The sequence below is a fragment of the Acinetobacter colistiniresistens genome (assembly GCF_024582815.1).
In the GTDB taxonomy this organism is placed as follows: Bacteria; Pseudomonadota; Gammaproteobacteria; order Pseudomonadales; family Moraxellaceae; genus Acinetobacter.
The window spans coordinates 2,705,666-2,729,985 of sequence record NZ_CP102099.1; the positions used below are offsets into that span (position 1 = coordinate 2,705,666).

The 24,320-nt window shown below is 39.9% G+C and carries 19 protein-coding genes and 5 pseudogenes; 6 read left to right on the forward strand and 18 right to left on the reverse strand.

Annotation, left to right across the window (positions count from 1 at the left end; all coding sequences use genetic code 11):
• Nucleotides 1–186 precede the first annotated feature (186 nt).
• The 5 genes from NQU59_RS12965 (at nt 187) to NQU59_RS12985 (ending at nt 5,228) form a co-directional block, all read left to right on the forward strand.
• Entirely contained in the window at nt 187–1,047 is an 861-nt protein-coding gene (locus tag NQU59_RS12965; protein WP_257063719.1) for a siderophore-interacting protein, read from the forward strand.
• Between the two features lie 233 nt (nt 1,048–1,280).
• Entirely contained in the window at nt 1,281–1,742 is a 462-nt protein-coding gene (locus NQU59_RS12970; protein WP_005241586.1) for a DUF2946 family protein, read from the forward strand.
• Nucleotides 1,743–1,888: 146 nt separating this feature from the next.
• Nucleotides 1,889–3,331, forward strand: coding sequence for a cytochrome ubiquinol oxidase subunit I (locus tag NQU59_RS12975; RefSeq protein ID WP_257063720.1), 1,443 nt, complete (start codon nt 1,889–1,891; stop codon nt 3,329–3,331).
• The gene (gene cydB, locus NQU59_RS12980) at nt 3,324–4,328 is read left to right on the forward strand and encodes a cytochrome d ubiquinol oxidase subunit II (RefSeq protein ID WP_257063721.1); all 1,005 of its coding nucleotides are present in this window, start codon (nt 3,324–3,326) and stop codon (nt 4,326–4,328) included. Before NQU59_RS12975 ends, cydB begins: the two co-directional genes overlap by 8 nt.
• A 468-nt stretch (nt 4,329–4,796) precedes the next feature.
• Nucleotides 4,797–5,228, forward strand: coding sequence for an SRPBCC family protein (locus NQU59_RS12985; RefSeq protein WP_005241590.1), 432 nt, complete (start codon nt 4,797–4,799; stop codon nt 5,226–5,228).
• 65 nt (nt 5,229–5,293) lie between these two features.
• On the opposite strand, the gene mhpT is transcribed toward NQU59_RS12985, so the two are convergent.
• Entirely contained in the window at nt 5,294–6,550 is a 1,257-nt protein-coding gene (gene mhpT, locus NQU59_RS12990) for a 3-(3-hydroxy-phenyl)propionate transporter MhpT (protein ID WP_257063723.1), read from the reverse strand.
• A gap of 163 nt (nt 6,551–6,713) precedes the next feature.
• On the opposite strand from mhpT, the pseudogene NQU59_RS12995 reads away from it, so the two are divergent.
• Nucleotides 6,714–7,147 (forward strand): annotated as a pseudogene (locus NQU59_RS12995) (hypothetical protein).
• Here the strand turns inward: NQU59_RS12995 and NQU59_RS13000 are convergent.
• The 17 genes and pseudogenes from NQU59_RS13000 to NQU59_RS13080 all read right to left on the reverse strand — a co-directional run bounded on the left by NQU59_RS13000 (nt 7,142) and on the right by NQU59_RS13080 (nt 24,320).
• On the reverse strand, nt 7,142–7,816 hold the full coding sequence (locus NQU59_RS13000; RefSeq protein ID WP_257063724.1) for a YjjG family noncanonical pyrimidine nucleotidase: 675 nt from the start codon (nt 7,814–7,816) through the stop codon (nt 7,142–7,144). The pseudogene NQU59_RS12995 and the gene NQU59_RS13000 overlap by 6 nt on opposite strands.
• 113 nt (nt 7,817–7,929) lie before the next feature.
• Complete coding sequence (locus NQU59_RS13005) at nt 7,930–8,376, reverse strand: YbaN family protein (protein ID WP_257063726.1); 447 nt, start codon at nt 8,374–8,376, stop codon at nt 7,930–7,932.
• Nucleotides 8,377–8,404: 28 nt separating this feature from the next.
• Nucleotides 8,405–9,004, reverse strand: a complete 600-nt coding sequence (locus NQU59_RS13010; protein ID WP_096911078.1) for a biliverdin-producing heme oxygenase — start codon at nt 9,002–9,004, stop codon at nt 8,405–8,407.
• Between the two features lie 31 nt (nt 9,005–9,035).
• A complete protein-coding gene (locus NQU59_RS13015) occupies nt 9,036–9,950 on the reverse strand; it encodes an energy transducer TonB (protein WP_257063729.1) in 915 nt (304 codons plus the stop codon).
• Nucleotides 9,951–9,960: 10 nt separating this feature from the next.
• On the reverse strand, nt 9,961–11,451 hold the full coding sequence (locus NQU59_RS13020) for a surface lipoprotein assembly modifier (RefSeq protein ID WP_373462938.1): 1,491 nt from the start codon (nt 11,449–11,451) through the stop codon (nt 9,961–9,963).
• Between the two features lie 83 nt (nt 11,452–11,534).
• Nucleotides 11,535–12,326 (reverse strand): Slam-dependent surface lipoprotein, encoded by a 792-nt coding sequence (locus NQU59_RS13025; protein WP_005241609.1) that lies wholly within the window; start codon nt 12,324–12,326, stop codon nt 11,535–11,537.
• Between the two features lie 187 nt (nt 12,327–12,513).
• Nucleotides 12,514–15,672, reverse strand: coding sequence for a TonB-dependent receptor (locus tag NQU59_RS13030; protein ID WP_257066274.1), 3,159 nt, complete (start codon nt 15,670–15,672; stop codon nt 12,514–12,516).
• Nucleotides 15,673–15,871: 199 nt separating this feature from the next.
• Nucleotides 15,872–16,882, reverse strand: a pseudogene (locus tag NQU59_RS13035) (FecR family protein).
• The gene (locus NQU59_RS13040; RefSeq protein ID WP_257063730.1) at nt 16,883–17,404 is read right to left on the reverse strand and encodes a sigma-70 family RNA polymerase sigma factor; all 522 of its coding nucleotides are present in this window, start codon (nt 17,402–17,404) and stop codon (nt 16,883–16,885) included.
• Between the two features lie 72 nt (nt 17,405–17,476).
• A pseudogene (locus tag NQU59_RS13045) lies at nt 17,477–17,881 on the reverse strand (hypothetical protein); the annotation flags it as partial.
• Between the two features lies 1 nt (nt 17,882).
• Entirely contained in the window at nt 17,883–18,353 is a 471-nt protein-coding gene (locus tag NQU59_RS13050) for a T6SS immunity protein Tli4 family protein (RefSeq protein WP_257063732.1), read from the reverse strand.
• A 68-nt stretch (nt 18,354–18,421) separates the two neighbouring features.
• Nucleotides 18,422–18,940: a hypothetical protein gene (locus NQU59_RS13055; RefSeq protein ID WP_257063733.1), complete on the reverse strand. Its 519-nt coding sequence runs from the start codon at nt 18,938–18,940 to the stop codon at nt 18,422–18,424.
• Between the two features lie 20 nt (nt 18,941–18,960).
• Nucleotides 18,961–19,140 (reverse strand): annotated as a pseudogene (locus NQU59_RS13060) (hypothetical protein); the annotation flags it as partial.
• A gap of 221 nt (nt 19,141–19,361) precedes the next feature.
• Entirely contained in the window at nt 19,362–21,116 is a 1,755-nt protein-coding gene (locus tag NQU59_RS13065; protein ID WP_257063735.1) for an esterase/lipase family protein, read from the reverse strand.
• Nucleotides 21,103–22,170 carry a T6SS immunity protein Tli4 family protein gene (locus tag NQU59_RS13070; RefSeq protein ID WP_257063736.1) on the reverse strand — a complete coding sequence of 356 codons (1,068 nt, stop codon included), beginning with the start codon at nt 22,168–22,170 and terminating at the stop codon, nt 21,103–21,105. The genes NQU59_RS13065 and NQU59_RS13070 overlap by 14 nt, the downstream gene beginning before the upstream one ends.
• A 16-nt stretch (nt 22,171–22,186) precedes the next feature.
• Nucleotides 22,187–22,372, reverse strand: a pseudogene (locus NQU59_RS13075) (hypothetical protein); the annotation flags it as partial.
• Between the two features lie 220 nt (nt 22,373–22,592).
• Nucleotides 22,593–24,320: an esterase/lipase family protein gene (locus NQU59_RS13080; RefSeq protein WP_257063738.1), complete on the reverse strand. Its 1,728-nt coding sequence runs from the start codon at nt 24,318–24,320 to the stop codon at nt 22,593–22,595.

The window sequence follows — 24,320 nt, forward strand, 5'->3', positions numbered from 1 at the left end:
GTCGTTTTACAAAGCACTGGTTCCTATTCTTTTTTGACTAAAGTTTCAGCGTTTCCCTGTTTCCCTTCTATCAATCAGTTGATGGTGTAGCAAACGCTCGAGAGCATTTTAACACCAATTTGTAAATGATTATCATTAGCGCATATAATCGGTGAAATTTCACGAATAACGATGAGCATATTGAAAATGACCCAACAAGAAACAATCTCAGATGCTAAAAAACTGCTTAAACAAAATGATCATATGAGGACTTTGGAACAAATTGAGCTGACGATCACCGCGATTTCTAGACCATTTCCAAGTATTCTAAGATTACGAGGTAAAATTGATACTCTCCAACCCGATATGTGGGAAAAACCAAATCTTGCTGTTCGTATCGGGGTTGCTCAAGACGCTGAGCAGAGCTTAATCACTCGTGTTTATACCATTCGCTCATTTGATCCTGACCGACATGAAGTTGAAATTGACCTCATTGAACACGAAGATGAAAGTCCAGCAATGCAATGGATACACTCTGCTAAGGTAGGAACCAAAACCCAATTGATTGGACCAAGACCTCATTTTGTTCCTGACTTTAATACAAAAAAGCATATTGTTATGTTTGCTGATGAGACCGCACTTCCTGCGCTTTATTCTATCCTTCAATTTTGGCCAGAAGACATCCATGCCGATATTTTTATAGAGAGCAATGAGCCGAATATCCTTGAATACTTGCCAAAGCATAGTCAAGTACACATGCATTTACTTCTTCGCAAACATCAAGATCAAGCTGGAAAAATGGGGCTGTTGCTTAAAGCAGCTTATCAATTTAGAGAAACAGACAATATTGCTGTTTGGGCTGCATGTGAACGAAATGAAGCCAGAGCGATTCGTCAATTCTTTGTAGAAGAAAAGCCTCTTGCGAAAAAAGATGTTCAAGTCACAGGCTATTGGAATGTTGGTCTTTCAAGCAGTATTTTAGATGAAGTGCGATATAAATATTATCAAAAACATATCAATGCTGGAAAAACTTTAGAAAGCTTTGATGATTTAGATATGCCCGTGTAATTAGATGCATTACCAATTTAGAAAAAATAGATCAGTATAGATGCTGATCTATTTTTCTTCGCGGTCAGAACTTCATTTTTATACAATGGATAGCCCGAAACGCTATTGGCTTTATCATCTGGTAAAAAACCTTTTTTATTATGAAGAAAAAGTTAATTATTCCCTTTAAAAAAGAAATTTCTTTGTTATAGTATTTATCCAGTGATTTCCAGAAAGAGATCAATCGGGTGTTGATGATTGGAAGGTTGCTAGGCTTCTATGCAATCTTTTTACAAATCGCTGTATTCTTACAGCCATTACTGCCAGAGAAATATCAAGTTTCTCCAGTATGTGAAACTATTGCCCAAGTTTTATTACAAGACCATTCTTCTTCATTCCATAGCCATCATACAACAGATCAGCAGCATGTGTTTATCTCACCACATGATATGGAACATCAACAGCACTCCTTTTCAGCTGAAGTAACAACACGAGCGAACCATCACCACCATCATGATGCCAACCATCAGTGTCAATACTGTGTGGTATACAGCCATGTACTACCTCTACCTGATATTGATCTGCGACACATCCTGATCAGGATTCAAGTTCGGTTTCTTGCCTTTATTGAAAACTATTTCCATGTTTTCTTTCAGCTTCAGCAACTCTTTCTCACCCCTCAAGGTCGAGCACCTCCACTCTTAATCTCATTCTGACTTGAAGCTCAAAACTTTTTGGTTTTGAAAAACTTATATTTTCAAGAGATTAGAGTAATGTTTTGTTTTTTAAATCATACCTGTAAATTGGTAGGAACATCTGTAGCTATACCTTTAGCTCATCAGTTACAAGATGAGGTGTGGTCATGACTTTAGGTTTTACCGCACTCGAACTGGCACGTATACAATTTGCCTTTACCGTTTCTTTCCATATTATTTTCCCAGCTATCTCCATCGGATTGGCCAGCTTTTTAGCGGTTTTAGAATGGCGTTGGCTACGTACCAAAGATCCGATTTATAAAGATCTGTTTAAGTACTGGATCAAAATTTTTGCAGTTGCTTTTGGTATGGGCGTTGTTTCAGGCGTGGTCATGAGTTACCAGTTTGGGACCAACTGGAGCGAGTTTTCCCGTGTTGCAGGGAGTGTTACAGGCCCATTACTCACTTATGAAGTATTGAGTGCCTTCTTCTTGGAAGCAGGTTTCCTCGGCATCATGTTGTTTGGTTGGGGACGCGTTAGTCCCAAAGCGCATTTCTTTGCCACCTTGATGGTTGCGATCGGCACCTGTATTTCCATGTTCTGGATTTTGTCCTCCAACAGTTGGATGCAAACCCCTCAAGGCTTTGCCATTGAAAACGGGATTATTGTGCCAACCGATTGGTGGGCCATTGTGTTCAATCCCTCTTTCCCGTATCGACTGGTACATATGGCGATTGCTGCTTTTATGGTTGCGGCACTACTCGTTGCTGCAACAGCGGCTTGGCATTTACTCAAAGGCCGTCGTGATGCCTTGGTCAAGACCTCATTCTCGATGGCAATGTGGCTTATTCTTGTATTAGCCCCTTTGCAAGTTTTTGTTGGAGATGCCCATGGCTTAAATACTTTAGAGCATCAACCTGCAAAACTTGCAGCAATGGAGGGTCATTGGGAGACCAACTATGATGAAGGTATGCCGCTGTACTTATTTGGCGTTCCAGATATGCAAGAAGAACGTACCAAATATGCTGTTGCAATTCCAAACCTAGGCAGCCTGATTTTAACCCATTCTATGGATGGGACTGTCAAAGGTTTAAAAGACTTTGCCCCTGAAGACCGACCAAACTCGACCATTGTATTCTGGAGTTTCCGTGTCATGGTGGGTTTAGGCATGTTAATGCTGTTACTTGCCTTTACTGGTGCTTGGCTCAGAAAAACTGGAAAGCTGTTTGAAAGCAAATGGTTTCATCGCTTTGCTTTAGTCATGGGCCCATCCGGATTTATCGCCGTACTGGCAGGTTGGTTTACCACGGAAGTGGGCCGTCAACCTTGGGTGGTGTATGGGGTAATGCGGACCAAAGATGCCCTTTCTCCTGTTTCAGCTGAACAAGTCGGTCTGACCTTGATTATTTTTGTGGTTGTGTACTGTGTTGTGTTTGGTATCGGGATCTACTACATGCTGAAACTGATGCATAAAGGTCCTCAATTCGTTGAGGCGGTTGATCTTGAACCTGCAGGTCATGGGCATTTCAAAACGCCTATGCGGCCTTTAAGTGCTGTCGATGAAAATATCGATACACCAGACTCAAGCAAGGAGAAACACCATGATTGATTTATCTCTGATTTGGGTTGGAATCATCGGCCTTGGTGTTCTGATCTATGTCATTTTGGACGGCTTTGATCTCGGGATTGGCATTCTGTTCCCTTTTATCAAAAGCAGTCAAGAACGTGATGTGATGATGAATACCGTCGCGCCTGTGTGGGATGGCAATGAAACCTGGATGGTACTCGGTGGTGCTGGCCTATTCGCAGCCTTTCCACTGGTCTATTCAACGGTGCTTTCAGCCTTGTATATGCCGATTATCTTGATGGTAATTGCACTGATTTTCCGTGGTGTGGCCTTTGAATTTCGCTTCAAGGCCAATCGCACCAAGTATTTATGGGATCAAGCCTTTATTTGGGGATCAGTTCTCTCCAGCTTTCTGCAAGGCGTGATTCTGGGTGCCTATATTCAAGGCATTCAAACCACCAATGGTATTTTCTCTGGTTCAGGCTTGGACTGGCTGACTCCATTCGCTCTATTTACAGGGCTGGGTGTGGTTGCGATGTATGCCGCTTTGGGCTGTGGCTGGCTAATTATGAAAACTGATCATAAGTTACAAGATCAGATGTATGGATTGATGCCTAAACTGATCATCTTGCTGTTTGCGGTCTTTGCAGGGGTGAGTCTATATACCCCACTCACCCATCCTGAAATTGCAGCACGTTGGTTTGCCTTGCCAAATCTACTGTACTTTAGCCCAGTGCCGATCTTGGTGTTGTTGTTTACCTTCCTGATTTTAAAGGCATGTCAACAACGTCAGGATTTCAAGCCGTTTATCTATACTTTGGCGCTTGTGTTTTTGGCCTTTACTGGATTTGTGATCAGTCTCTGGCCCAACATTATTCCGCCGTCCGTTACCATTTGGGAAGCAGCTGCACCGCATTCCAGTCAAAAGTTTGCTTTGGTTGGTGCATTGATTCTGATTCCGATCATTATCGCCTATACCATCATGTCCTACTGGGTATTCAGAGATAAAGTACGAGTTGGTGATACGGGCTATCACTAGGAGGCGATGTCATGAAACTATCTAAGACACAATGGTTTATTGTACTTTGGCTCGCTGGATTCTTCGGTTTATTGGTGATTGCCATGTTCTTTAGAGTGTTGTTAAAACTCGCTTATTAAGCTGAATTTTGTTCTTTCAATTCAAAAGACTATACTTCGGTATAGTCTTTTTTCCAGTAAGTAACTGATCACTTTTTATTTACAGTGCTTTGGTAAAACTGATCAATCGCATCCACCATTTGTGATAAATAAGACTGTTCTATCAGCAGAATTACAACAATTTGTTATCACATATTCGATATTAGATTACCAAGTCAGTTTAAGAAAAAAATAAGATCAAGCCTTAAGCATAATTGGCTTACAATGCGATCAGAGTTTCCGACCAAGTAAAATTCAGAACAGTTAAAAAGCATGCTAATATCCAAATACTGACAATATACTATGTCAATTTATTTGGAAGGGTTCCAATATGCTAAAAACACAACAAGTTAAGATAACACAAGAATTCGATGCGCCAGTAGACAAGGTCTTTGCAGTGCTCAGTGAACATGAAAACCTCAGTAAAATCTTTGCACCTGCAAAAATTACGCGTATCAGTAATGGTAAGGATGCACGAAATGGCGTGGGTTCTGCACGTAAAATGTCGATCCCTTTAGCCCCTTCTTTTGTAGAAACCAACTTGGTCTATCAAGAAAATGAATTGATTGAATATGCAATTACCAGTGGAATCAGCCCGATTAAAGCGCATCGAGGAATCATGAAGTTTAGTGATTTAGGCGCAAATCGTAGTCGATTGGATTACACCATTAGCTTTAAAGGACGTGTTCCTTTTATTGGCCCAATTATTAAAGCCGCCCTACAAAACGGGATCAATCGTGGGCTTAAAAAACTGAAATTTTGATGTGATTGATGAGTATCTCCTTGACAGTTTAACTCTCTGTTAACGTCAAGGATGATCTGCCTGAACTATGATCCAACTATGCTGAGTTGTTCTTTTCGAGTTGCTGAATGGTCTGGATTTCGCAGTAAAATTAATGCAGAGATTGCAGCCAATAAAATCATTGGAATACTGGATGCAATTACCACAATTTCACTTTGTCCCGTTCCCAATAAATAACCTGCCACCAATGGGCCTGTAACTGCACCTAATCGCCCTACAGCAACAGCAGCACCAACCCCTGTTCCTCGCATTTCCGTTGGATAATATTTTGCTGCTAAGGTATATAAAATTGACTGGCAACCAATTACAAACATTCCGCAACTTGTCGCAAACAAGATGAAACTCGACGCGCTATTGGAGTAAGCCAAACCAATTAAAGAAGCCAGAATACCAACATAAACAATGGCAACAATAAAGAATTTATTGAGTCGATCCAGCATCAGACCTAAAAGTAATACACCAATTGAACCGCCTAAATTAAAACCAATCTGGATATAACTGGCTTGTTGTTTATTAAGTCCTAGCCCAGAAATTAAAGTCGGTAACCAGTTTTGAAATAAAGCCAAAACCAGCAAAGTACCAAAAAAACTGAGCCATAGACTAGAGGTCACCACAACACGTGGTTTGGCAAACAGTACCGACAACACACTTTGTTTTTGTATTGTGACCTGAGGAATTTTATTCAAATATGCTTTTGATTCAGGTAAAAATAAAATCAGGATAGGCACAAGAAGTAGAGGTGCGATCCCACCAATATAAAAGATATGCCGCCATTCGTGATCTGCGGTTAGCGATAAAGCCACCACTGAGGTTAAGACCCCACCGATCGGCATACCACAATACATGGCACTGACCGCTGTTGCTTTATACTTTTCAGGTACTGCTTCAGAAACCATGGTAATAACAATCGGTAAAGCCCCACCCATACCTAAACCAGTCAGAAAACGGACTAAAAGTAAGGAGTTTAAGTCCCTAGTAAAAGGAGTGAGTAAGGACATCAGGCCAAAAATGGCGATCGAAGTAATAAAGACCTTTTTACGCCCTATCGAATCAGCAATTCGTCCCGCAATCAATGCCCCAGGTAATGTTCCTAATACGGCGGCACTAAATACCCATCCCATCTCGGCACTATTTAACAACATTTCTGCTTTCATCCGCGGTGCAGCAACGCCCATAGATTGCAAATCGAATCCTTCAATAATCGCAAAAATAAAACAGAGCACTAATGTGATTATGATTGCTTGTTTTGAAGCTCCTGCCTCTACATTGGTCTCTTTTAACATTGTTATCTTCCCTTTTTTGCTTCTTCCAGTTGATTTATCTAAAATTCCAAATATAGATTTAAAGATCTTTATGACAGTTAAAAAGACTAGCAGAGCAAATATAGTTACGCAATATGCATTAAAATTATGCAATATGTAATTCATACAGCTCGAGGCATTTCATTTGAAATATAAGAAAAATACCACTTTAAAATCCCTATTCTTGGCACCTGTTCCTTTGCTGTTCTTTATGGCCGTTGTTTTTATCCTACTGAACAGTGAATTTAAACTGAGTTCAATCTTTACTGTGATTGCTGGACACATACTGGTTTATTTGGCTTATTGTCTTTTAGCCGTCCCTTTATCATTTTTACTCTCACTGCTCTTGAATCATTATCAGTATTTAAATTTTTTCACGATCTGTCTTAGCGCATTGATTATGGCGGTACCTTTTTTATTCTTTTAGGTTGGAGCCACACAGGTCAACTTCCTGAGTGATGGTGGTTGGTCTATGCGGATATTTTTGTCTTATTTATTGCGCTGATTCCAGCAGTCTGTTACTGGCTGTTTTTAATTAACTTTAGATCTGATCAAAGAACAAGCCAGCTTGATTCATAAAATCTTAGCCAAATCAGATAAATGCTGAATGGTATGGGTGATATTTAATTGCAACTTATTCGGTAGATTGTTGGGATTATACCAACAGGTCGAGATCTGACATGAGGCTGCACCTTGTATGTCAGCTTCGAGACTATCCCCAATGAACAGGACTTCCTCTTTGGCGATCTGGCTTCTATGCAAACATATTTCAAAAAAACGTTGATCTGGTTTTTCAAAACCAATGTCATCAGAAATATATAAATCAGAAAAATGTGGCAATAAACCTGCCAAATCTAAACGCGCTTTTTGTTGACTCAGTATGCTGTTGGATGCAGCAAAGAGCTTATATTTTTGACTTAAATAATGAATGGTTTCAGCAGCACCAGCTTCGAGGGTATGCTCTTTGGCTAAATTTCCCTGAAAAGTATCGCGGAAATGATCATGATTAAGTTTAACATTTAATGCTCGGAATAATTCTTTAAATCGATTATTAATCACATCCTGTACCGTAATTTGACCTCGCTTCTGCTTCTCCCACAAATGATGATTAATCTCTTTATAGGTCGAATAGGTCAAATCATCATGATCTAGATTAAACTCAGCAAAAGATTGAATAAATGCAGAACGATTGGCAACGCTAAAATTCAGCAAAGTATCATCAATATCAAAAAATATAGCCTTATACATCTGAGCAAACTTATAACCGAAGCAAATCTTGAAATAATTTTATTATACCGAGAGATCAAAGAGCAAGCCGATGCGACCTGCTCAGGAGCCGATATTCTATTCTGACAATGCTCTCAATCTTTATCTCGCATCCACATCCAGAGCAATACAGCTGCCATGCAGGCAATCAAAGGATAAACCACCCATGGATGTGGAATAGTCCAGATCATAATGCCAGCTGCAATGCTCATGCTTACGGTCGAGATATATTTTGCTTTTTTGGGGATACGTCGGTTTTCTTGCCACTCATGGATGATCGGTCCAATCAAACGATGGTTGAGAAACCATTGATACAGCTTTTCAGAGCCTCTCGCTGCAAAGAACACTGCCAACAGAATGAAATCAACCGTTGGTAGACCAGGAATAAAAATCCCCAGAATACCTAAGCCGATGCATAACCAAGCCAGACAGATAAATAATAATCGCCACCAAACCGAACGCGCTAACTTGCTGACTGGCTGCGGTGATTGCGACAACAGTTCTGTTTTCACATCATTATCCATACGATGAATGCGCTCCATACCAAGTTATGCCTCTGCTTTTCATTGATTATTTCAATTCGTCGAGCTGGTCCAATGCTTTACCAAAATAGCCAAAGGCATCTAGCGCACCTTGTACAACCCGATCCTGTAGCACCTGATCAAAAGCAGCCTCATCCAGTGCTTCAACAAAGCGTTTCCACACTTTCGCCCGACCTTCTGGATAAGCCGCCAGATTTCGTGCTGCAAAGGTTTCCGAGAAACCTAACTGCTTCTGCGCTTGTTTAAACAGAAATGCGGCACCTAAAGTTGAACCTTCTGACACATAGATCCACCCCAGTGCTTCAGGTAATTTAACTTCTGCACTTTGTAATGCCTGACCTGCGGGCTGAATACCCAAATCCTGCAAATCATCGAAGGCTTGTTTAGAACGACCACGGATGCCCAAATCTGGAATCAGTCCAGCGACCCCGTCTTGTTCAAAAAGATGCTCAATTTCCTGCTGGAAATAATATTGCGACAAGGTAAATTGGGCGTATTTCTCCTTGCTTGAAAATACATCTGCTTGCGCCATTAACTGGTGCATACGCTCATGTTCTGCCGCTGTTTCCTGCTTTAAACGCTGAGAAAGGCTATTGGCAATCATTTGCTCTGTTGCTGCGTTCATCATCATTCTCCTAAAAAAGAATAGTATTCATCGGTTAACGACTACGACTAAGTTTGAGTTGCACGGGGAAATCCACAACAACGGTCACTGCACGACCGTTGACTTTGTAGGGTTTGAATTTGGACTGGCAAGCAGCCTGTAGAACACGCTGATCTAGGCTGCTAATGCCTGAACTTTGTTTGATTAGAATTTCGATGGGCTGACCGTTTTCATTGATGCGTAGCCGTAATTCAACCACACGGTTTTGTTGTTTAAGTTCCCGATCATCGTAAGCAAGCTTGCCAAAGCTCAATACATCAACACGACTAACTTGAACAGGTTCATCACGATCAACTTGGCTTTCAGGTGCACGAGCCAATTCCTGTTGTATTGCTGCTGTATTTACACCACCCGACTGGGATTGAAGCTGTCCAGTTTGTTGTTTCTGACTAAGCGGATTTTCGGTCAACATCTGTGATAACTGATCCGCTTGGGTAGCTTGTTTCACTTTATTTTCTGAAGCTTGGGCCGCTATTGCTGCTGTAGACTTCGCGGCTAAAGTCGCAACTTTATGGCTGCTTTGTGGCTTGGGTACTTCATGCACAGCACTCTGGCTGGTTATTACTTTTTGTTCTGTGTTTTCAGTATTGGTCAGAGCAGCGCGAGTGCTTGTTTGTTTTTCTAACGCAGATATTGTTGATGCTTGGGCAACTTCAACTTTTGCAGTTGCTTGAGGTGATGCATGTTCTGAAGCTGATAAAGATACAAAATGCACTTTCAACGCATTCACTTTGGGTGAAGCTGCCAAAGTATAAGGCTCAATAAAATGGCTCAAAGACCACAATCCTAATAGATGCAAAACAAAAACCAGAATGACCGTGATCCACTTTTGCTGAGTGCGCGAATAGAGCCAAGCCATGGGCTCTTTATTCGCCAATGCATCACCTAGATCGAAGAATTTTGATTTCATCGCCATCCCTCTAGAAACGGTGATCAAGCTTTAAGCTGATATTATGTTTGTCGTAGGAATACAACCAATCCACATTGCTGTTATTACGGTTATAGCGATAGGTCAGGTTCGGCGTCATGCCATAGAATTTGAAACGAGGCATTTGCAATACAAAGGTGTAGTTTTGCTCAAAATCTTGACGACGTGTCTCAAATGCTGCCACATAACGATCAAACTGACGCCAACGATAGGAACTGAACAAGGTCGTGTTTAATCCAATATTCCACGGTTTGCTCAGACCCAAACGAACACCTTGTTGCTGATAGGCTGCCATATATTTTTCTTGAGTATCGTGATCTAAGACATCCACACCACCAAACAGAGTCCATTGTTCAGGTAGGATTTTCCAAAAGGTCAGCATGGCGGAACTTTCTTTACCATCTAAAGTTTTATATGTTTGATAATTTAAATCTTTGATTTCAGCTTCAAGCTTGAGTGCTTTATCGGCGGAGATAAAGCGCATCCATTCTGCACGCGCGCCCCAAGCATTGTACAAACCATCATTGGCATAACGTTTGTGCTCAAATAACGGTGCAATGGTGATTTGATTTTTTAAATCAAAAAAACTATAGCCTGCATTGATATTGAGGGTGGATTCATTAAAGTCGGCATGATCGTCATAAGACTGTCCATAAGCCAAACCACGTAAGGAAACCCCATGATTGCCATACAGAGAAAAGCGTTTCATTAAACTGGCTTCGTAGTCCACACCCGTTGCCGACTCAGCTTTAGGACTTCCACGGGTAATCTCCTGAATGGGGATCACATTGCCCTTTTGGTCAATGCCATACAACATCCAAGTTTTACTTTGTTCAGAAGAACTATTTAGATTCGTGGCATGGATTGGGCCAATCGCAACACTGCCTTGCCATGCATCACGCTGATCAAGTGCTTTAACAAACAAATTAACCGTTTGTTCAACCTCTGGTGGAATCACACCACGATCACTCTGCCCCAATTTGTTTTGAATCGATGTAAAAAGGCGTGCTGCTTGTTTGTTCTTCTGCTGTTCAAACAGCACGCGCGCTAACTCAAGTTCACAAATAAGGTTATTCGGTTGTTTATTGAGACTGCTTTGAAATTTTTGTTCGGCTAATTTGAGCTGGCCTTGCGCACGAGCCAGTGCTCCCTCGGCAAAATCGGTTAATGCTTGGTCATAGCCATCATATTGTTGATAATGCTTTAGATAAACAGCAGCATTACCCCATTGCTTTTGCATAACAGCCAAATATAAAGCTTTTGCGAGGTCATCTTGATTTTTTGCAACTTCGAATACTTGACCGTTAATCACAATATTCGGTAGTTCATCGGTGCTTCGAATTGCACCTTGTTGTTGTAGTTGGTGCTGTTGTTGTAATAAATTCTGGTCAAGGCTTTGATTCAGGCGAAGTTGTGTCTCATCATCTGCATGGAGTGATGAATTCGCCAATAAAATCAAACAGCACAGCAATGTTCTTTTCATAAAAACCGTAAAACAAAAGTAAAAAATCATTCAGTCATAAACAAGAAAAAGGAACCTACAGTTGTAGATTCCTTTCGCCCTGATTAGTTTTTCGCACCACCAAATGCAGTGTTATAAGCAGCATTATTAAACTCGGCAATACCCGCTAAAGCTGCGGCATTTGCACCAAAGAAGTGTCCTTGAACAATACCTGAATTATTTAGCCCAGCCGTACCATTTGCACTTGCACCGCCACTGAATGCCGCAGTACCTGGATTAAATGTCACACCGTCCAAGCTTAAGCTTGAAACAGCAGTCCCTGTTCCAGTTAATGACCCTTCTAAAGTGCCTGCACCAAAGTTAGCAGTTAAATTACCACTTAACAGATTGGTTGCTGAACCATTAATCCCTGCAACGGTATAAGTCGCCGTACCAGAAGTCGGTACTGTCGTATTGGTATTGTCACCTGCGTAATAAACAGTATGACTTGCATTTGCTGCTGTATCGCCCGCTTTCCACCATTCACCAAAATAGACTTCCTGTGTGCCCACCTGACCAAAATTGAAATTACCTAAGGCACTATGTGAAGGTGGCATTGCCGAAACAGGAATATGGGAGATATTAAAAGTTTTAGTACCGACAGTAACATCAGTATTGCTAGCACCACGTGCAGAGAACGCTTGTGCCAAACCTTTTAACGAGCTAAAACCTGTAAATGCATTGTATGGTGCACCAGCCGCTTGTACAGAAACAGCCGCTACACCGCCTGGGTGGCTGGCATTTGCAGCAGCACCAATAATGATATTGTTTTCATTACTTGAAGCACCATCAATACCTGCATGTGCAAACACAGCAGAACATGCAACAAGACCGATGAACAGTTGAGAGATTTTCATTTATTGTTACTCCATTTTTCTAAAGCTAAGTTATTGTTTCAATAAAGATAACGCTATCGTTATCTATTTAGTTATAGGAACAGTAAGATCTATAACCGCCCCTAGTTTTGTAAATAATAATCATTCAATATCATTATTTACCTTTATCTAATCCCGACTAATTTGAAAGTTGGAATTAAATTCTGTGTTAAAACTTGGTGGTCCAGCTGACTTTCAACGTACGGCCTGGTGCAGCCATCGCACTGCGAGTGAGTGGATCGATATAAAACTGGTTTGAAAGGTTATTGCCAACAAATTCAACTGTGTTATAGGTATCAACTTGATAGCGTGCATAGGCATCAAAAATCCAAGTATCATCCCAAGCAAGAGGCACATTGAGGTAATAGCCTTTATTGATACCTGCATCATTATTTTTACGTAATGGACTTTCATAGCCTTTGTAGAAAGTTGCTCGCGCACCCAGCTCAAGCCTTTCATCTAGAAAGCGCGCGCCGAATAAAGCATGTGCGCTGAGTTCAGGTGTCGACATCGTCACGAGATAGCCGTTTGGAAAACCATCATCGACGCAACGTTGATAAGCATCGCGGAATTGAATGCCTTGATCTGTTTGTATTGTGCCGCTATTAATCATTTTATTAATGGCGCTATTACTGTCACAGACTTCATTTTTAAGGTTATAAGCCATGCTTAAATCAGTAAAGAAAGCACCATTGTCAAAACGGCTTTGCAACTCAAGGCCAGAAAGATTTTGCTCATCCATATTGGTAAAAATCAGATTTTGATTTCGCTCAATTACATTTTTGGTTTTGTTGTAGTAATAGGCCAACTTAATATCGGCATTGCGAGCTGAACTGAGCCAGTTACGCATGTCATAAACATAACCTACTTCATAATTAAACGCATGTTCGGGTTTAATTGCTTGAGATGGCATCATCGCCGAGAAGCCGATGGTACTTTCAAATAAGCTGGGTAAGCGATATTCCTCTGCATAGCGTATATAAAGCCGATTGTTTTCAGTCAAATGAATGGATGCGCCAAGTTGAGGTGCCCAACCACTGTCTTTTACTTTCTGAGCCGATTCAATCGGAGTTTGCTCAATTACAACAGGTTGGAAACCACTGCCGATCACCACATACTTCTGCCCTAAGGCATTCAGTTGGTTTAATATATTATCGGCTAGGGCCAAATGACCATTTTCATCAGCTTTCCAAGTGAGTGTATTTTTCTGTGACCAAATTCGGCTGTACAAAGCCGTTTCTGATGCAGGCACCGTTTCTAAACGGCCATCCCAATCAGGATTATTGGCTGCATAACGTTGCGTTAAAAGGTTTAGCATACGTTGTTGCTGAGCATCATAACTCTTAGGCATGGTTCGATATTCAAAGTTGTATTCTTTGACTTTACTTTTCTTGGTAAATAACGGATTTAAAGAGGGATCAATACCATCTCTGATCGATTTATTTAAGAAGTCATCAAAGGCCCAATAAGAGCGATAACGCATACCCGCATCAAAGCTTAGCCAAGAAGCTGGTCGATAGTTGAAATTAAAATCAAAGGTCTTTTCTTCACGGCGTCCCGCACGAGGTAAAGCCTGATATAAGGAATAACTTGGGCCATATTCACCATAAATATCATCAGAAGTGAGCTTTTCTTTTAAGAAGCTTCCGCCTAAAGTTAAATCGAGCTGACCAGTTAATTGTGCTTTATTACTGATACTAATGCCTTGACGTCGGTTGTCTGAGTGACTGATTGCTGTATTGATCAGTCGATTATCTCTAAAATCAATAATCGTTGGCCATCCGCCTCGTGTGTAAGTTTCGCTTTCGGTATCGGTTTGCCAAATATTGGCATAGAAATCGACCCACTGATTGGTCTCAGGTTTAAACTTATATTCTAAGCTGTAGGCTTTAGAACGAATATGACTGAGTGGCCATTGCGGTACACCAATTTCAGGGGTGAGTCCCCATTCAATTCGTGAAGGCATGATCTCACCAAATCTATTTTTGGTATCTCGATAAGTGAATTTCAGCGCTTGATCATCGCTTGGTCGATAACCTGCCTTAAATAGCCAAGACTCCATCTGACTTGAGGTGTTCGGTACTTCATTGCCAGGCTTATAGGAGTGAGCGAAATATGGAATAAAATCAAGACTATTGCTTGGCTCAGCCCGTTTGTAATAGCCGGCGCCATGTGTGCCTGAAAAATAATTGCCTCGTTCACGAACAGCATAAACAGCCAATAAATCAAATTTATCCTGTTTCATTGCCAATGCGAGCCGGCCCGCTAAATCATCCCCAGAGAAGTTAGAATTATCATTTCGGGTTCGGTTCTTTTTATAAATATCTGGATCGTATTTTTGACCATTAATATCCTCCCACGGCGTCGTATCATTATAGTTCTTGCCAATTTTACTCATGTCGGGCAATGAAGGATCAATCGAGTTGGTAGAACCTTCTACTTTTAATTCTGCGCCAAAGGTTTTACCTGGACGAACAATATCATCTGCTTCTAAGGTCTTGACTACAACACCACCACCGACTGAGGTTGTAGTATTCCGTTCCAGTGATGGGCCTTTAATGACTTCAATGCCCGCAATCAGATTTGGATCAATATAATTTCGGTTGTTCACCCCATTATAGCCACGCCACACCGCAATCGACTGCTCAGTACCGTCAATGGTTAAGGGCACTCGACCTACCCCTTGCACACCACGTACACTCGGATCTAAAGCACCACTATTACGGGCATCACCACTATAGACCCCAACCATACCTTGCAAAACATCGGCAGGATTGGTGCCTTTAAAGCGCTCAATGTAGTCTTTACCTGCATAAACAGAAGATCGATTGGCATCATAAACCCGGTTACTGCCTTGTGTATCACGATCTTCTTGGCCATAAACCACCAATGGTGTCAAACGAACGGAGACTTCTTTATCACTGGATTGAGCAGGTGCTGTTTGAGTTGTAACTGTATCGAAAGCATTTGATGTCGCATTGCTATTTTTAGCTGTCTTTTTTGTCAGCGTATATCCTTGCCCGACTTTGACTGCATTAAATCCTGAAGCAGCAAGAATATGTTGAAAGCCTTGTTCTAAAGCATAAGAGCCCTTTAAGCCTGAACTGTATTGTCCTTTGAGCTGCTGTGCATCAATCGCAATTGCAGTCCCCGATTGTTCTGCAAATTGGTTCAACACATTGGCCAGTGTACCTGCTGGAATATTGTAGGATTTTACAGCAACTGTTGCTGCATAAGCCGGTTGTAAGGGAAAAGCCAAGCTGCCAATACACAAGCTATGTACTGCAAATGCAAGTGTTGAGAATCGAAATACGTTCCGATTTCGCATTTGACCTTTTCCGACTTTCTTCATTTTACCCGCCCCAGTAAATGTAAATAAGAATCATTAAACCTATTGAAATAAAATGATCCCAAATTTATTGCTTCTACTTACTATGACGAACAGCTTTTAAAAAGTGGAACCTGAATTTTAAAAAATTTAAATTTTTTTCTTGAATACAAATATTCAAAGCACTTATTCAGGTATTCTAAATATTATTTTTTGATGAAATAACAATAAGATAAGGTGTTATTTGATAAATCTTTAAATTTGGGAAAACCGTTGCCAATAATTTGAGCGCATCCTGTGTTTGATCCAAGGGCAAAACGGCATTCACTTGGATATGACTTAAAGCTTCTGCATTAAATAGGATTTTACCTTTATAATTTTGATCTAATTCCTTTAATACCTGATCGAGCGGTAAATCCTCTACCATCAACTGATGTTTATTCCATTTTTGTTGTTCATTATAAATATTGAGTGCTGAAAGTGGTTGCACTCCGTTCTGATTCATACTCACAGCCTGCCCTGCACTTACAATCACTTGCTGTTTTGCATAGGGATTTGATGCAGCCTGTACACGTACCCGAGAATGCAACATTTTCAGCTCAGTTGCCACAGGTGTATAACTCACACTAAGAGTAGTTCCAAGCGCTTGAATCTGCCCATGTTTGGTTTTGACGAGAAATGGTCTTTGTGGATCTTTAGCAACATCGACATAGATTTGCCCCTGCACCAATTCAACAACGCGCTGATTGGCTTGGAAATCGAGATTAACTGCACTTTTACTACGCAGAATTAAACGGGAACCATCTTGCAAGGTTTGTGTAGTCCACTGCGCTGAATCGCCCTGTATATCAGCGCTTAAATATGCAATCGTGTTATCGGTCAAATAAAAAATACTACCACTGACTGCGAGCAATGCAATTACAAAAGCACTGCCTGCTCGCAGATGCTTATAAGATTTAGCGGAACCTAGACCCGCTTTAAGTGCTGACTTCACCACTTTTTTATGATGCGTATTTTAGGATACTTTCTGAATTGAGCGGATACACTGCTCAATATCTGCTGCAATTTTTTGATGTTGCAGGCTGCTTTGTTTCCATTGATTAAACTTTAATTGTGCATTTTTTCGGATCGACTCATCATCTGAACTGAGCTGCACGATCCATAACGCAGCTTCCTCTACCAGTTGGTGCTGCTGTTTATCCATTGCCATTTAAATACTGACATCCATTTCTAAGCGAGTCTGATAACATCGAATTAAACAACTGGCGAGATATTTTTGGATCATTTTGGTTGAGACACCCAATTGTTCTGCGGTCTCTTTATGGGTATAGCCTTCCAGATAATGTAAGATAAAAGCTTGTTGTGCTTTGACAGAAACATCTTCCAAGGCTTTACAGAGTTGGTCGAGTGCTTGAATAATCTGCATCTGATCTTCAGGCGAAGCAACCGCATCCAGCATGTATTCCATCTGGCTTAAGCCATCGAGATATGCTTGTTCAATACGTTTACGACGAACCTGATCAATCAGTAAGTTTTTTGCAATGGAAGTAAGGTAAGCACGTGGTTCCTTGATACCCAAAAGCTCATCACGCGTCTGTAGCAGCTTAATAAATGTATCTTGAACCAGATCAGCGGCCTGATCAGTATTCCCAAGTTTTTGCCTCAACCATTGGTGAAGCCAACCTCTATGGTTTCTGTATAATTCATCTATAAGCAGAGGTGTTCTGTTCACAATGATCTGACTCAAAACAAAGTGTTTTTAAATGATAATAATTATCATTTAAAAAATCAAGCAAGAATCTTACAATCTTGTATTGGCTGTTATTTTTCCATCTTCGCTAGATTGCAACCAGTTATAGCCCATTGCATAGACCGGGAAATTAAATTTTTTAAGATGTTCTATCTCTTGTTTATTAATTGGTGGAAATGATTCTTTAGGAGTCCATATTTGGGATTCGTTCTTATCCAATAAACTTTGCCACTCATAAATTGATTCTTGTTGCTTGATTTGCTGAATACCCACCATTCCTCCTCCATTTCCCAGCTTCCAGACAGGTTTTTTGAGTGCTGTATTAAAAATATTTGACCCCATAATTCCTGGTACAAAGATAACTGGAATGGTATCTTGCAAAGGAATTTCCAGATGAGTGCCTGTTTTATTAGATGTCGGGCTTGTTGCAGATTTTGTTTGTGAAACGATCTCAGCCATTTTATTTTTCCTTCTTGTTATTTGGTGAAATTTGAAGACTATTTAAAATAAAATCATGCAATTGAAATACGGCTTTTTGGCTAATCGTTGACTGTAATGCTTCATCACTATGGACTAGCTCTGCACTTTCTAGGCTGTAATGAATAAAAGGATCATTATCATTCTCTAATGAACCTAAATACTGCCATGCCGCCGACTCAAAGCCGCGCTCAAAAAAACCCCTACGGTGTGCATGACCAAATATCTCTTCACCTGCCAAACCATGAATTACTTTTTTCTGTTCTCTTAGATTTTCTGTGCTCATCATTGTCTTAAAAATCAAAGGGGCATTGGCTTCATTTTCTTTCACCATTTCAATCAAAGGGCGATCTGACTCCAACCGAACACGATGCTCAATATCGACTCTAACTCGAGGGTAGCTTGGAAAGCTAAAATGCAAATATCCACCTGTAAATGGGATATTTTTACTCATATCGTCTAAGATAAAAAATTCTTTCCAGCATAGACCAGCCTGCTCCTCGCCTTTAGTAGATCTTATTTTTATACTTTTAGATTATGTTGTATTTCTGTTATTGCTTCATCTAAAAGATCATTGCTTGCACCACTTTTTAAAATCAGAAATTTATTGGGTCGAAGATATAAATAAGCATAAATTTCATAGGAGCCTTTTGTATATTCTGTTGGCCTATAGACGACAATATGGCTTACTGTATGACCAGTTGAGTCTAAAGGACCTTGCATTTCTTGCTTTAATAAAACCCCTTCAGTTTCATGCGGTTCATGCTTTAAATACTGAATTTTATCATCAATCAATTTTTGAAAAGCATCATAATTTTTTATATCTTCTAAAACTTCAATACGACTTCCATTGTAGTTAAAATTGCTATATTCCACTTCTGTTTCTTTCGGTACAGTCATTTCAATACGACCAAAACATACTTTCTTTGGATTACTATAATCAATCACTTGAATTCCTTCTTTCTGTTTCTCAACATTTGAACATGCACTAAAAGAGATTACTGTTAGGGTACAAAGTGCTAAGCACTTAAATAATTTCATTATTAACCTTCCGTGATGCTTTATTCTGGAGAAAATACTTCAATATTGAGCGCAGTCATTACATCTTTAGAAAACACACTGGTTTTACCATCTTCACCAGATACGCCTTCAAAAACCTGTCCATCTTCAGCCGTGATTTTGTACTTCAGATTTTTTGCAGGTGCACCATCTGGGTAATGTAAAATAAAATGTTCATCATAAGTGAAAATAGTTTTTCTCAATTCCAAAAGACTATTCACATTAATTTTAGAAAATAGATGCCATAAAATGATATTTCTGCCTTTCAGGCAGATACATTGGCATAATTATTTCACTTTGCTAAAAATAGTTTATAGAAATATAGAGCTTACACAAAAATAATTTACAGGCTCCTTACATATTTAAAACCTGAAGCGAAGGTCATCTATACGCCCCCTTTAATTTATCTAAACTTCGGCTGAATATTGTTTTCTTTGATGATCTTTACAATCGAGTAAAGTACAGAACGTTTGACATGGGCATTGTTATAACTACCTTGATGATCAAATCCCGTCATTTTAAAAACTTGTTTTACTCCCTTTTGTTTTAACGGCGCACAACCTGATTGATAAGGCACAGTGCCATCACCTGGTGCATCTTGAGTAGAGATTGCAAAACTACCTAGCTTGCCACTCGATAATAAGATATAACGAATACCATTATTCTCAAGGGCTAAGTCTCGGTTATTAACATCAGATCCTTTACCTTCTTTAATTTTTTCTATTTGTTCTTGAACGGTTTTTTGACGATATATCCCAATTTGTTGTGCCGTAGCTCTTGGTAGAGTTTGTAACTGTCGGGGGCTAAGCCCTCTCAGTTGGCGATCAAGTGACCAAGTCAATGTCCCAAAGCTCATAAACTTCTTATCATGCCCATAATTGACATAGGTACAAGCATGATATTGTTTAGCTATCGAGGCGTGGAATTTCTTAACCTTATCAATTTTAAGTTTATAAACTTCTTTAGGATTATTATCAGGGTTGTCACCTTTTACCATCTTTGCTGGGTCAACAAGCTCTTCTCTTACCATTTCCCACCAGACTTTGTCGGCCTTATAAATTTGTTCATAAGGATCAACCTCGCCGCGAACATTCTTAGTCGGGAGCTTTACCTGCATTAATTGATTATGCTCATTCTTACCTTGCAAGGTTAACCATGGTTGACGGTTATTGTATTCCGCATTAGGTAACAGTTCTAAGCCACCTGGAGAGTTAGCCAATACTGCGGTAACATGTTCAGTATCTTTACCCAATACAAAAGAGGTGACCCAAGGCTTGACACCCCCACCTTCATAAGATCCAGAGACAATCCTACGATAGGCCGCAGCCGCACCATCAGCGGGCATAACACCATGGACAACTCCTGCGATATCATCTCCACAGAGTTGAGCTAAACGTCGGGTGACCAAACCTCCCATTGAATGCGTCACAATAATAAATTTATGAAATTTGGAACCATACTCGGCTTTTATTTTTTCTAATTTTTTTACAATTATTTGAGCGGAATCTTCATTAGATTGGAGCCAGTTATAGCCCATCGCATAGACAGGAAAATTAAATTTTTTAAGATGGTCAATTTCTGCTGTGGAAGCTGCTTGAAATGGTTCTTCAAATTCCCATTTTGATGTTTCATTTGAGCTAAGTAAACTTTGCCATTCATAAATTGCTTCTTGTTGTTTCATTTGGACCATAACAGCATATCCACCTCCAACCCCACCGCCATAGAGGGGCCTATCTTGTAAACTAACATTGTTCAATGCTAATTGTAAGTAGGTTAAAATATTGCCATAACTATCCCAATGAACTGTCCCCCAATAACGTTTCCTAAGCGTTGCTTCATTCAACCTTAAGCGTTGATCAACCTGAATAGTGCCTGAATCATCAACAGATGTTTGTTGAGGATCTAATTGTCGTTGTAATTCTTCGGGTTTTAGTTGGGATCGTTTATTTGCTGTTTTCAGACCTCCTACTGTGCTATTTGGCATGTCCCATACTTTACCAAGTTTTTGATGTTTAATATTTGAGCCCATGATCCCTGGTACAAAAATGATAGGAATGGTATCTGGCAATGGCACTTCTACGGTAGTCCCCATGCGATTACTTGTCGGTGATGTTGCTGAATGAGCGGTTACCACAGATGAATTATTACTTTTCCCCATCTTTGTTAACCTCATTATTGGAGCTGACTCGTATGCTACTTAATATAAAGTGTCCCAATTGCACAACAGCTTTCTGGTTAACCAAAGCATCGCCATAGCCTTCATTATCCTTTTCATTTTCACTACTTAGATGAAAACCAATTAAAGGATGATGCGGATCATCTAAATTTCCTAAGTATTGCCAGTCCATAATCTCAAACCCGCGTTGAAATGGTTTGCGAAGAGCCGTATTAATACTATATTCCTCTCCTAATAAGCCATTAACCTCTCTTTCTGCAATATTGATTTCTGTATCCTTGGTCAATGTCTTGACCTCAAGAGGGAGCTCGGCTTTATTTTGCTTAACCATTGCAATAAAGGGGGCATCAGATTCATATCGCCCCCTATTATCGACATGTGCCCGTACTTCTGGATAGGAAGGAAAGGTAAATGATACAGAGGCATTAAAATGCCTATTTTCATCCATATTATCCACAATAAAAATTTTATCCCAACACAAACCGGCCTGATTTTCACCTTTAGGCGCTCTTATTTTTATACTTTTTAAGTTATGCTGCATTCTATTAATAGAGCGATCTAAATATTCATTGCTAGCACTACTTTTAAGAATGAGCAGTTGTTTCATACCCAAATAAAGGTAGCCGTAAATTTCATATGAGGTTTTCGTATATTCTGTAGGTCTAGATACAAGAATATAACTTATAGAACCATCAATCGCTTTCATCGGACCTGGCAGTTCTTGTTTTAAAAGCGTCCCTTCTGTTTCATGTGGAGAATTTTTTAAAGTTTCAATCTTATCCTTAATATATTTTTGATAATCTTGATAGGACTTTACACTTGCCTCTATCTCAAAATCACTGCCATTAAAGTTCAGTGGGCCATAAGTCACTTGGGTTTCTTTAGGGACATTAACTTCCAGGCGACCAATACATACTGTTTTAGGTTGGTTATAATCCATCTCTTTAATTCCTGGTTGTTCTTTATTCGGAGAAGAGCATGCATTTAAGGAGCATATTGCGATTAAGCCAATAACTAGGCTCTTACTTAATTTCATCAGGTCTTCCTGCATTTTATTCAGGTAAAAGTACTTCGATTTTTAAAGCACTCATTACATCTTTTGTACAAACGTCCGTTTTACCATCTTCACCAGATACTCCCTCAAAAACCTGTCCATCTTCAGCCGTGATTTTGTACTTCAGATTTTTTGCAGGTGCACCATCTGGATAGTGCAAAATAAAATGTTCATCATAAATGGAAATAGTTTTTATCAATTCCAACCAAAAGATGATTCACATTGATTTTAGAAAAATAAATGCCACAAAATAATGTATCTGCCTTTTAGGCAGATACATTGGCATAATTATTTCAATTTTCTAAAAATAGTTTATAGAAATATAGAGCTTACACAAAAATAATTTACAGGCTTCTTACATATTTAAAACCTGAAGCGAAGGTCATCTATACGCTTCCTTTAATTTATCTAAACTTCGGCTGAATATTATTCTCTTTAATAATTTTCACGATCGAGTAGAGAACTGAACGCTTAACATGTATGTTGTTATAGCTACCTTGATGATCAAAGCCCGTCATTTTAAACACTTGTTTTACACCACTTTGACCTAACGGCGCACAACCAGATTGGTAAGGTACGGTACCATCCCCATCTGAATCTTTATCCGATATTTTAAAGGTCCCAAATTTTCCACTGGTTAACCGAATATATCTTAGCCCATTATTATCTTTAATATTTGCTTTCATATAATACATTGCACCTTGTCCCATAGATATTGCATCCTTGGCTACACCTTGATTATAAGCTTCCACCTCTTGCGCACTTACCCTTGGTAATCGTTGCATTTGCTCAGCGGTTAAACCTCGTAACGCTTGATCTAAGGTCCATGTCAGTGTCCCAAAACTTGAATGTTTGGGGTCATGCCCATAATTGGCATAAGTACATGGATGATATTTATTAGTAATTTTTGAGTGAAAATCATTAACACTGTTAATTTTTTTCTTATAAATATCTTTGACATTTTTATCTGGGTTATCCCGTTTGACCATATTAGCAGGATCAATCAACTCTTCTTTAACCATTTCCCACCAAACGCCATCAGCTTTATAAATTTCTTCATAAGGATCACTTCTAGGTAAAGAAACCACATTGGTTTGTAAGTCTTTCCCATTCATCAACCCTGAACCATTGAGAAATAGCCAAGGCTTACCACCATTATAGGCCTTACTCGGTAATAGCTCTAAGCCCCCAGGGGCATTAGCCAGTACTGCTGTGACATGCTCAGTATTTTTACCCAATACATAGGCTGGTAAAGCACCAACATCCGCAGAGCCTGTTACAATCCGACGATACGCAGCTGCTGCACCCTCAGCAGGCATTACCCCATGCACCACGCCCGCAATATCAGCACCTCGTAATTGTACCAATCGGCGTGTCAGCAATCCGCCCATTGAATGGGTGATAATAATGAATTTACGAAACCTTGCACCATACTCTTGTTTAATTTTATCGAGTTTTCCTGCAACGATAGCTGCTCCATTTTCACTAGACTGTAGCCAGTTATAACCCATCGCATACACTGGAAAATGAAATTTCTTTAGATGTTCAATTTCTTGTTGATTGGTTGCGACAAATGCTTGTGATGGCTGAGGAAACCATTGCTTTGTTTCATTTTTATCTAAAAGACTTTTCCATTCATAAATCGCTTCTTGCTGCTTCAATTGATAAGTTACAGCCGCACTACTGCCTATCCACCCACCCACAATCGGCTTTTCATTTACGTCCACATTATTGAGTACCAATTGTAAATACGTCAGTATTCCACCATAACTATCCCAATGTACTGTCCCCCAATACCGTTCTCTTAATATTTTTTTACTGAGTTTAAGTCGGTTATCGACTTGTATTTCCCCACTTTCATCGACTCGGGTATGCAAATAATCTAACTCCGTTTGTAATGTGGCTGGACTTTTGCCCATTTGCTTGGTTAGCGTAGAGACTTGCCCCGATATTCCATTACCAATCATCCATACAGGTTTTTTGAGAGATGTATTAAAAATATTTGACCCCATAATTCCTGGAACAAAAATAATTGGAATCGTATCTGACAATGGCACTTCGACATAAGTTCCAGATTTATTTGTCGTTGGGCTAGTCGCTGAGCTTGCTTGAGCAATTGCCTTGTTCGCCAT

Bases quoted from the DNA above. Each gene is read 5' to 3' on its own strand.
- NQU59_RS12965 (WP_257063719.1), top strand. From the start codon at position 187: ATGACCCAACAAGAAACAATCTCAGATGCTAAAAAACTGCTTAAACAA.
- NQU59_RS12970 (WP_005241586.1), top strand. From the start codon at position 1,281: ATGATTGGAAGGTTGCTAGGCTTCTATGCAATCTTTTTACAAATCGCT.
- NQU59_RS12975 (WP_257063720.1), top strand. From the start codon at position 1,889: ATGACTTTAGGTTTTACCGCACTCGAACTGGCACGTATACAATTTGCC.
- cydB (WP_257063721.1), top strand. From the start codon at position 3,324: ATGATTGATTTATCTCTGATTTGGGTTGGAATCATCGGCCTTGGTGTT.
- NQU59_RS12985 (WP_005241590.1), top strand. From the start codon at position 4,797: ATGCTAAAAACACAACAAGTTAAGATAACACAAGAATTCGATGCGCCA.
- mhpT (WP_257063723.1), bottom strand. From the start codon at position 6,550: ATGTTAAAAGAGACCAATGTAGAGGCAGGAGCTTCAAAACAAGCAATC.
- NQU59_RS13000 (WP_257063724.1), bottom strand. From the start codon at position 7,816: ATGTATAAGGCTATATTTTTTGATATTGATGATACTTTGCTGAATTTT.
- NQU59_RS13005 (WP_257063726.1), bottom strand. From the start codon at position 8,376: ATGGAGCGCATTCATCGTATGGATAATGATGTGAAAACAGAACTGTTG.
- NQU59_RS13010 (WP_096911078.1), bottom strand. From the start codon at position 9,004: ATGATGAACGCAGCAACAGAGCAAATGATTGCCAATAGCCTTTCTCAG.
- NQU59_RS13015 (WP_257063729.1), bottom strand. From the start codon at position 9,950: ATGAAATCAAAATTCTTCGATCTAGGTGATGCATTGGCGAATAAAGAG.
- NQU59_RS13020 (WP_373462938.1), bottom strand. From the start codon at position 11,451: ATGAAAAGAACATTGCTGTGCTGTTTGATTTTATTGGCGAATTCATCA.
- NQU59_RS13025 (WP_005241609.1), bottom strand. From the start codon at position 12,326: ATGAAAATCTCTCAACTGTTCATCGGTCTTGTTGCATGTTCTGCTGTG.
- NQU59_RS13030 (WP_257066274.1), bottom strand. From the start codon at position 15,672: ATGCGAAATCGGAACGTATTTCGATTCTCAACACTTGCATTTGCAGTA.
- NQU59_RS13050 (WP_257063732.1), bottom strand. From the start codon at position 18,353: ATGAGTAAAAATATCCCATTTACAGGTGGATATTTGCATTTTAGCTTT.
- NQU59_RS13055 (WP_257063733.1), bottom strand. From the start codon at position 18,940: ATGAAATTATTTAAGTGCTTAGCACTTTGTACCCTAACAGTAATCTCT.
- NQU59_RS13065 (WP_257063735.1), bottom strand. From the start codon at position 21,116: ATGGGGAAAAGTAATAATTCATCTGTGGTAACCGCTCATTCAGCAACA.
- NQU59_RS13070 (WP_257063736.1), bottom strand. From the start codon at position 22,170: ATGAAATTAAGTAAGAGCCTAGTTATTGGCTTAATCGCAATATGCTCC.
- NQU59_RS13080 (WP_257063738.1), bottom strand. From the start codon at position 24,320: ATGGCGAACAAGGCAATTGCTCAAGCAAGCTCAGCGACTAGCCCAACG.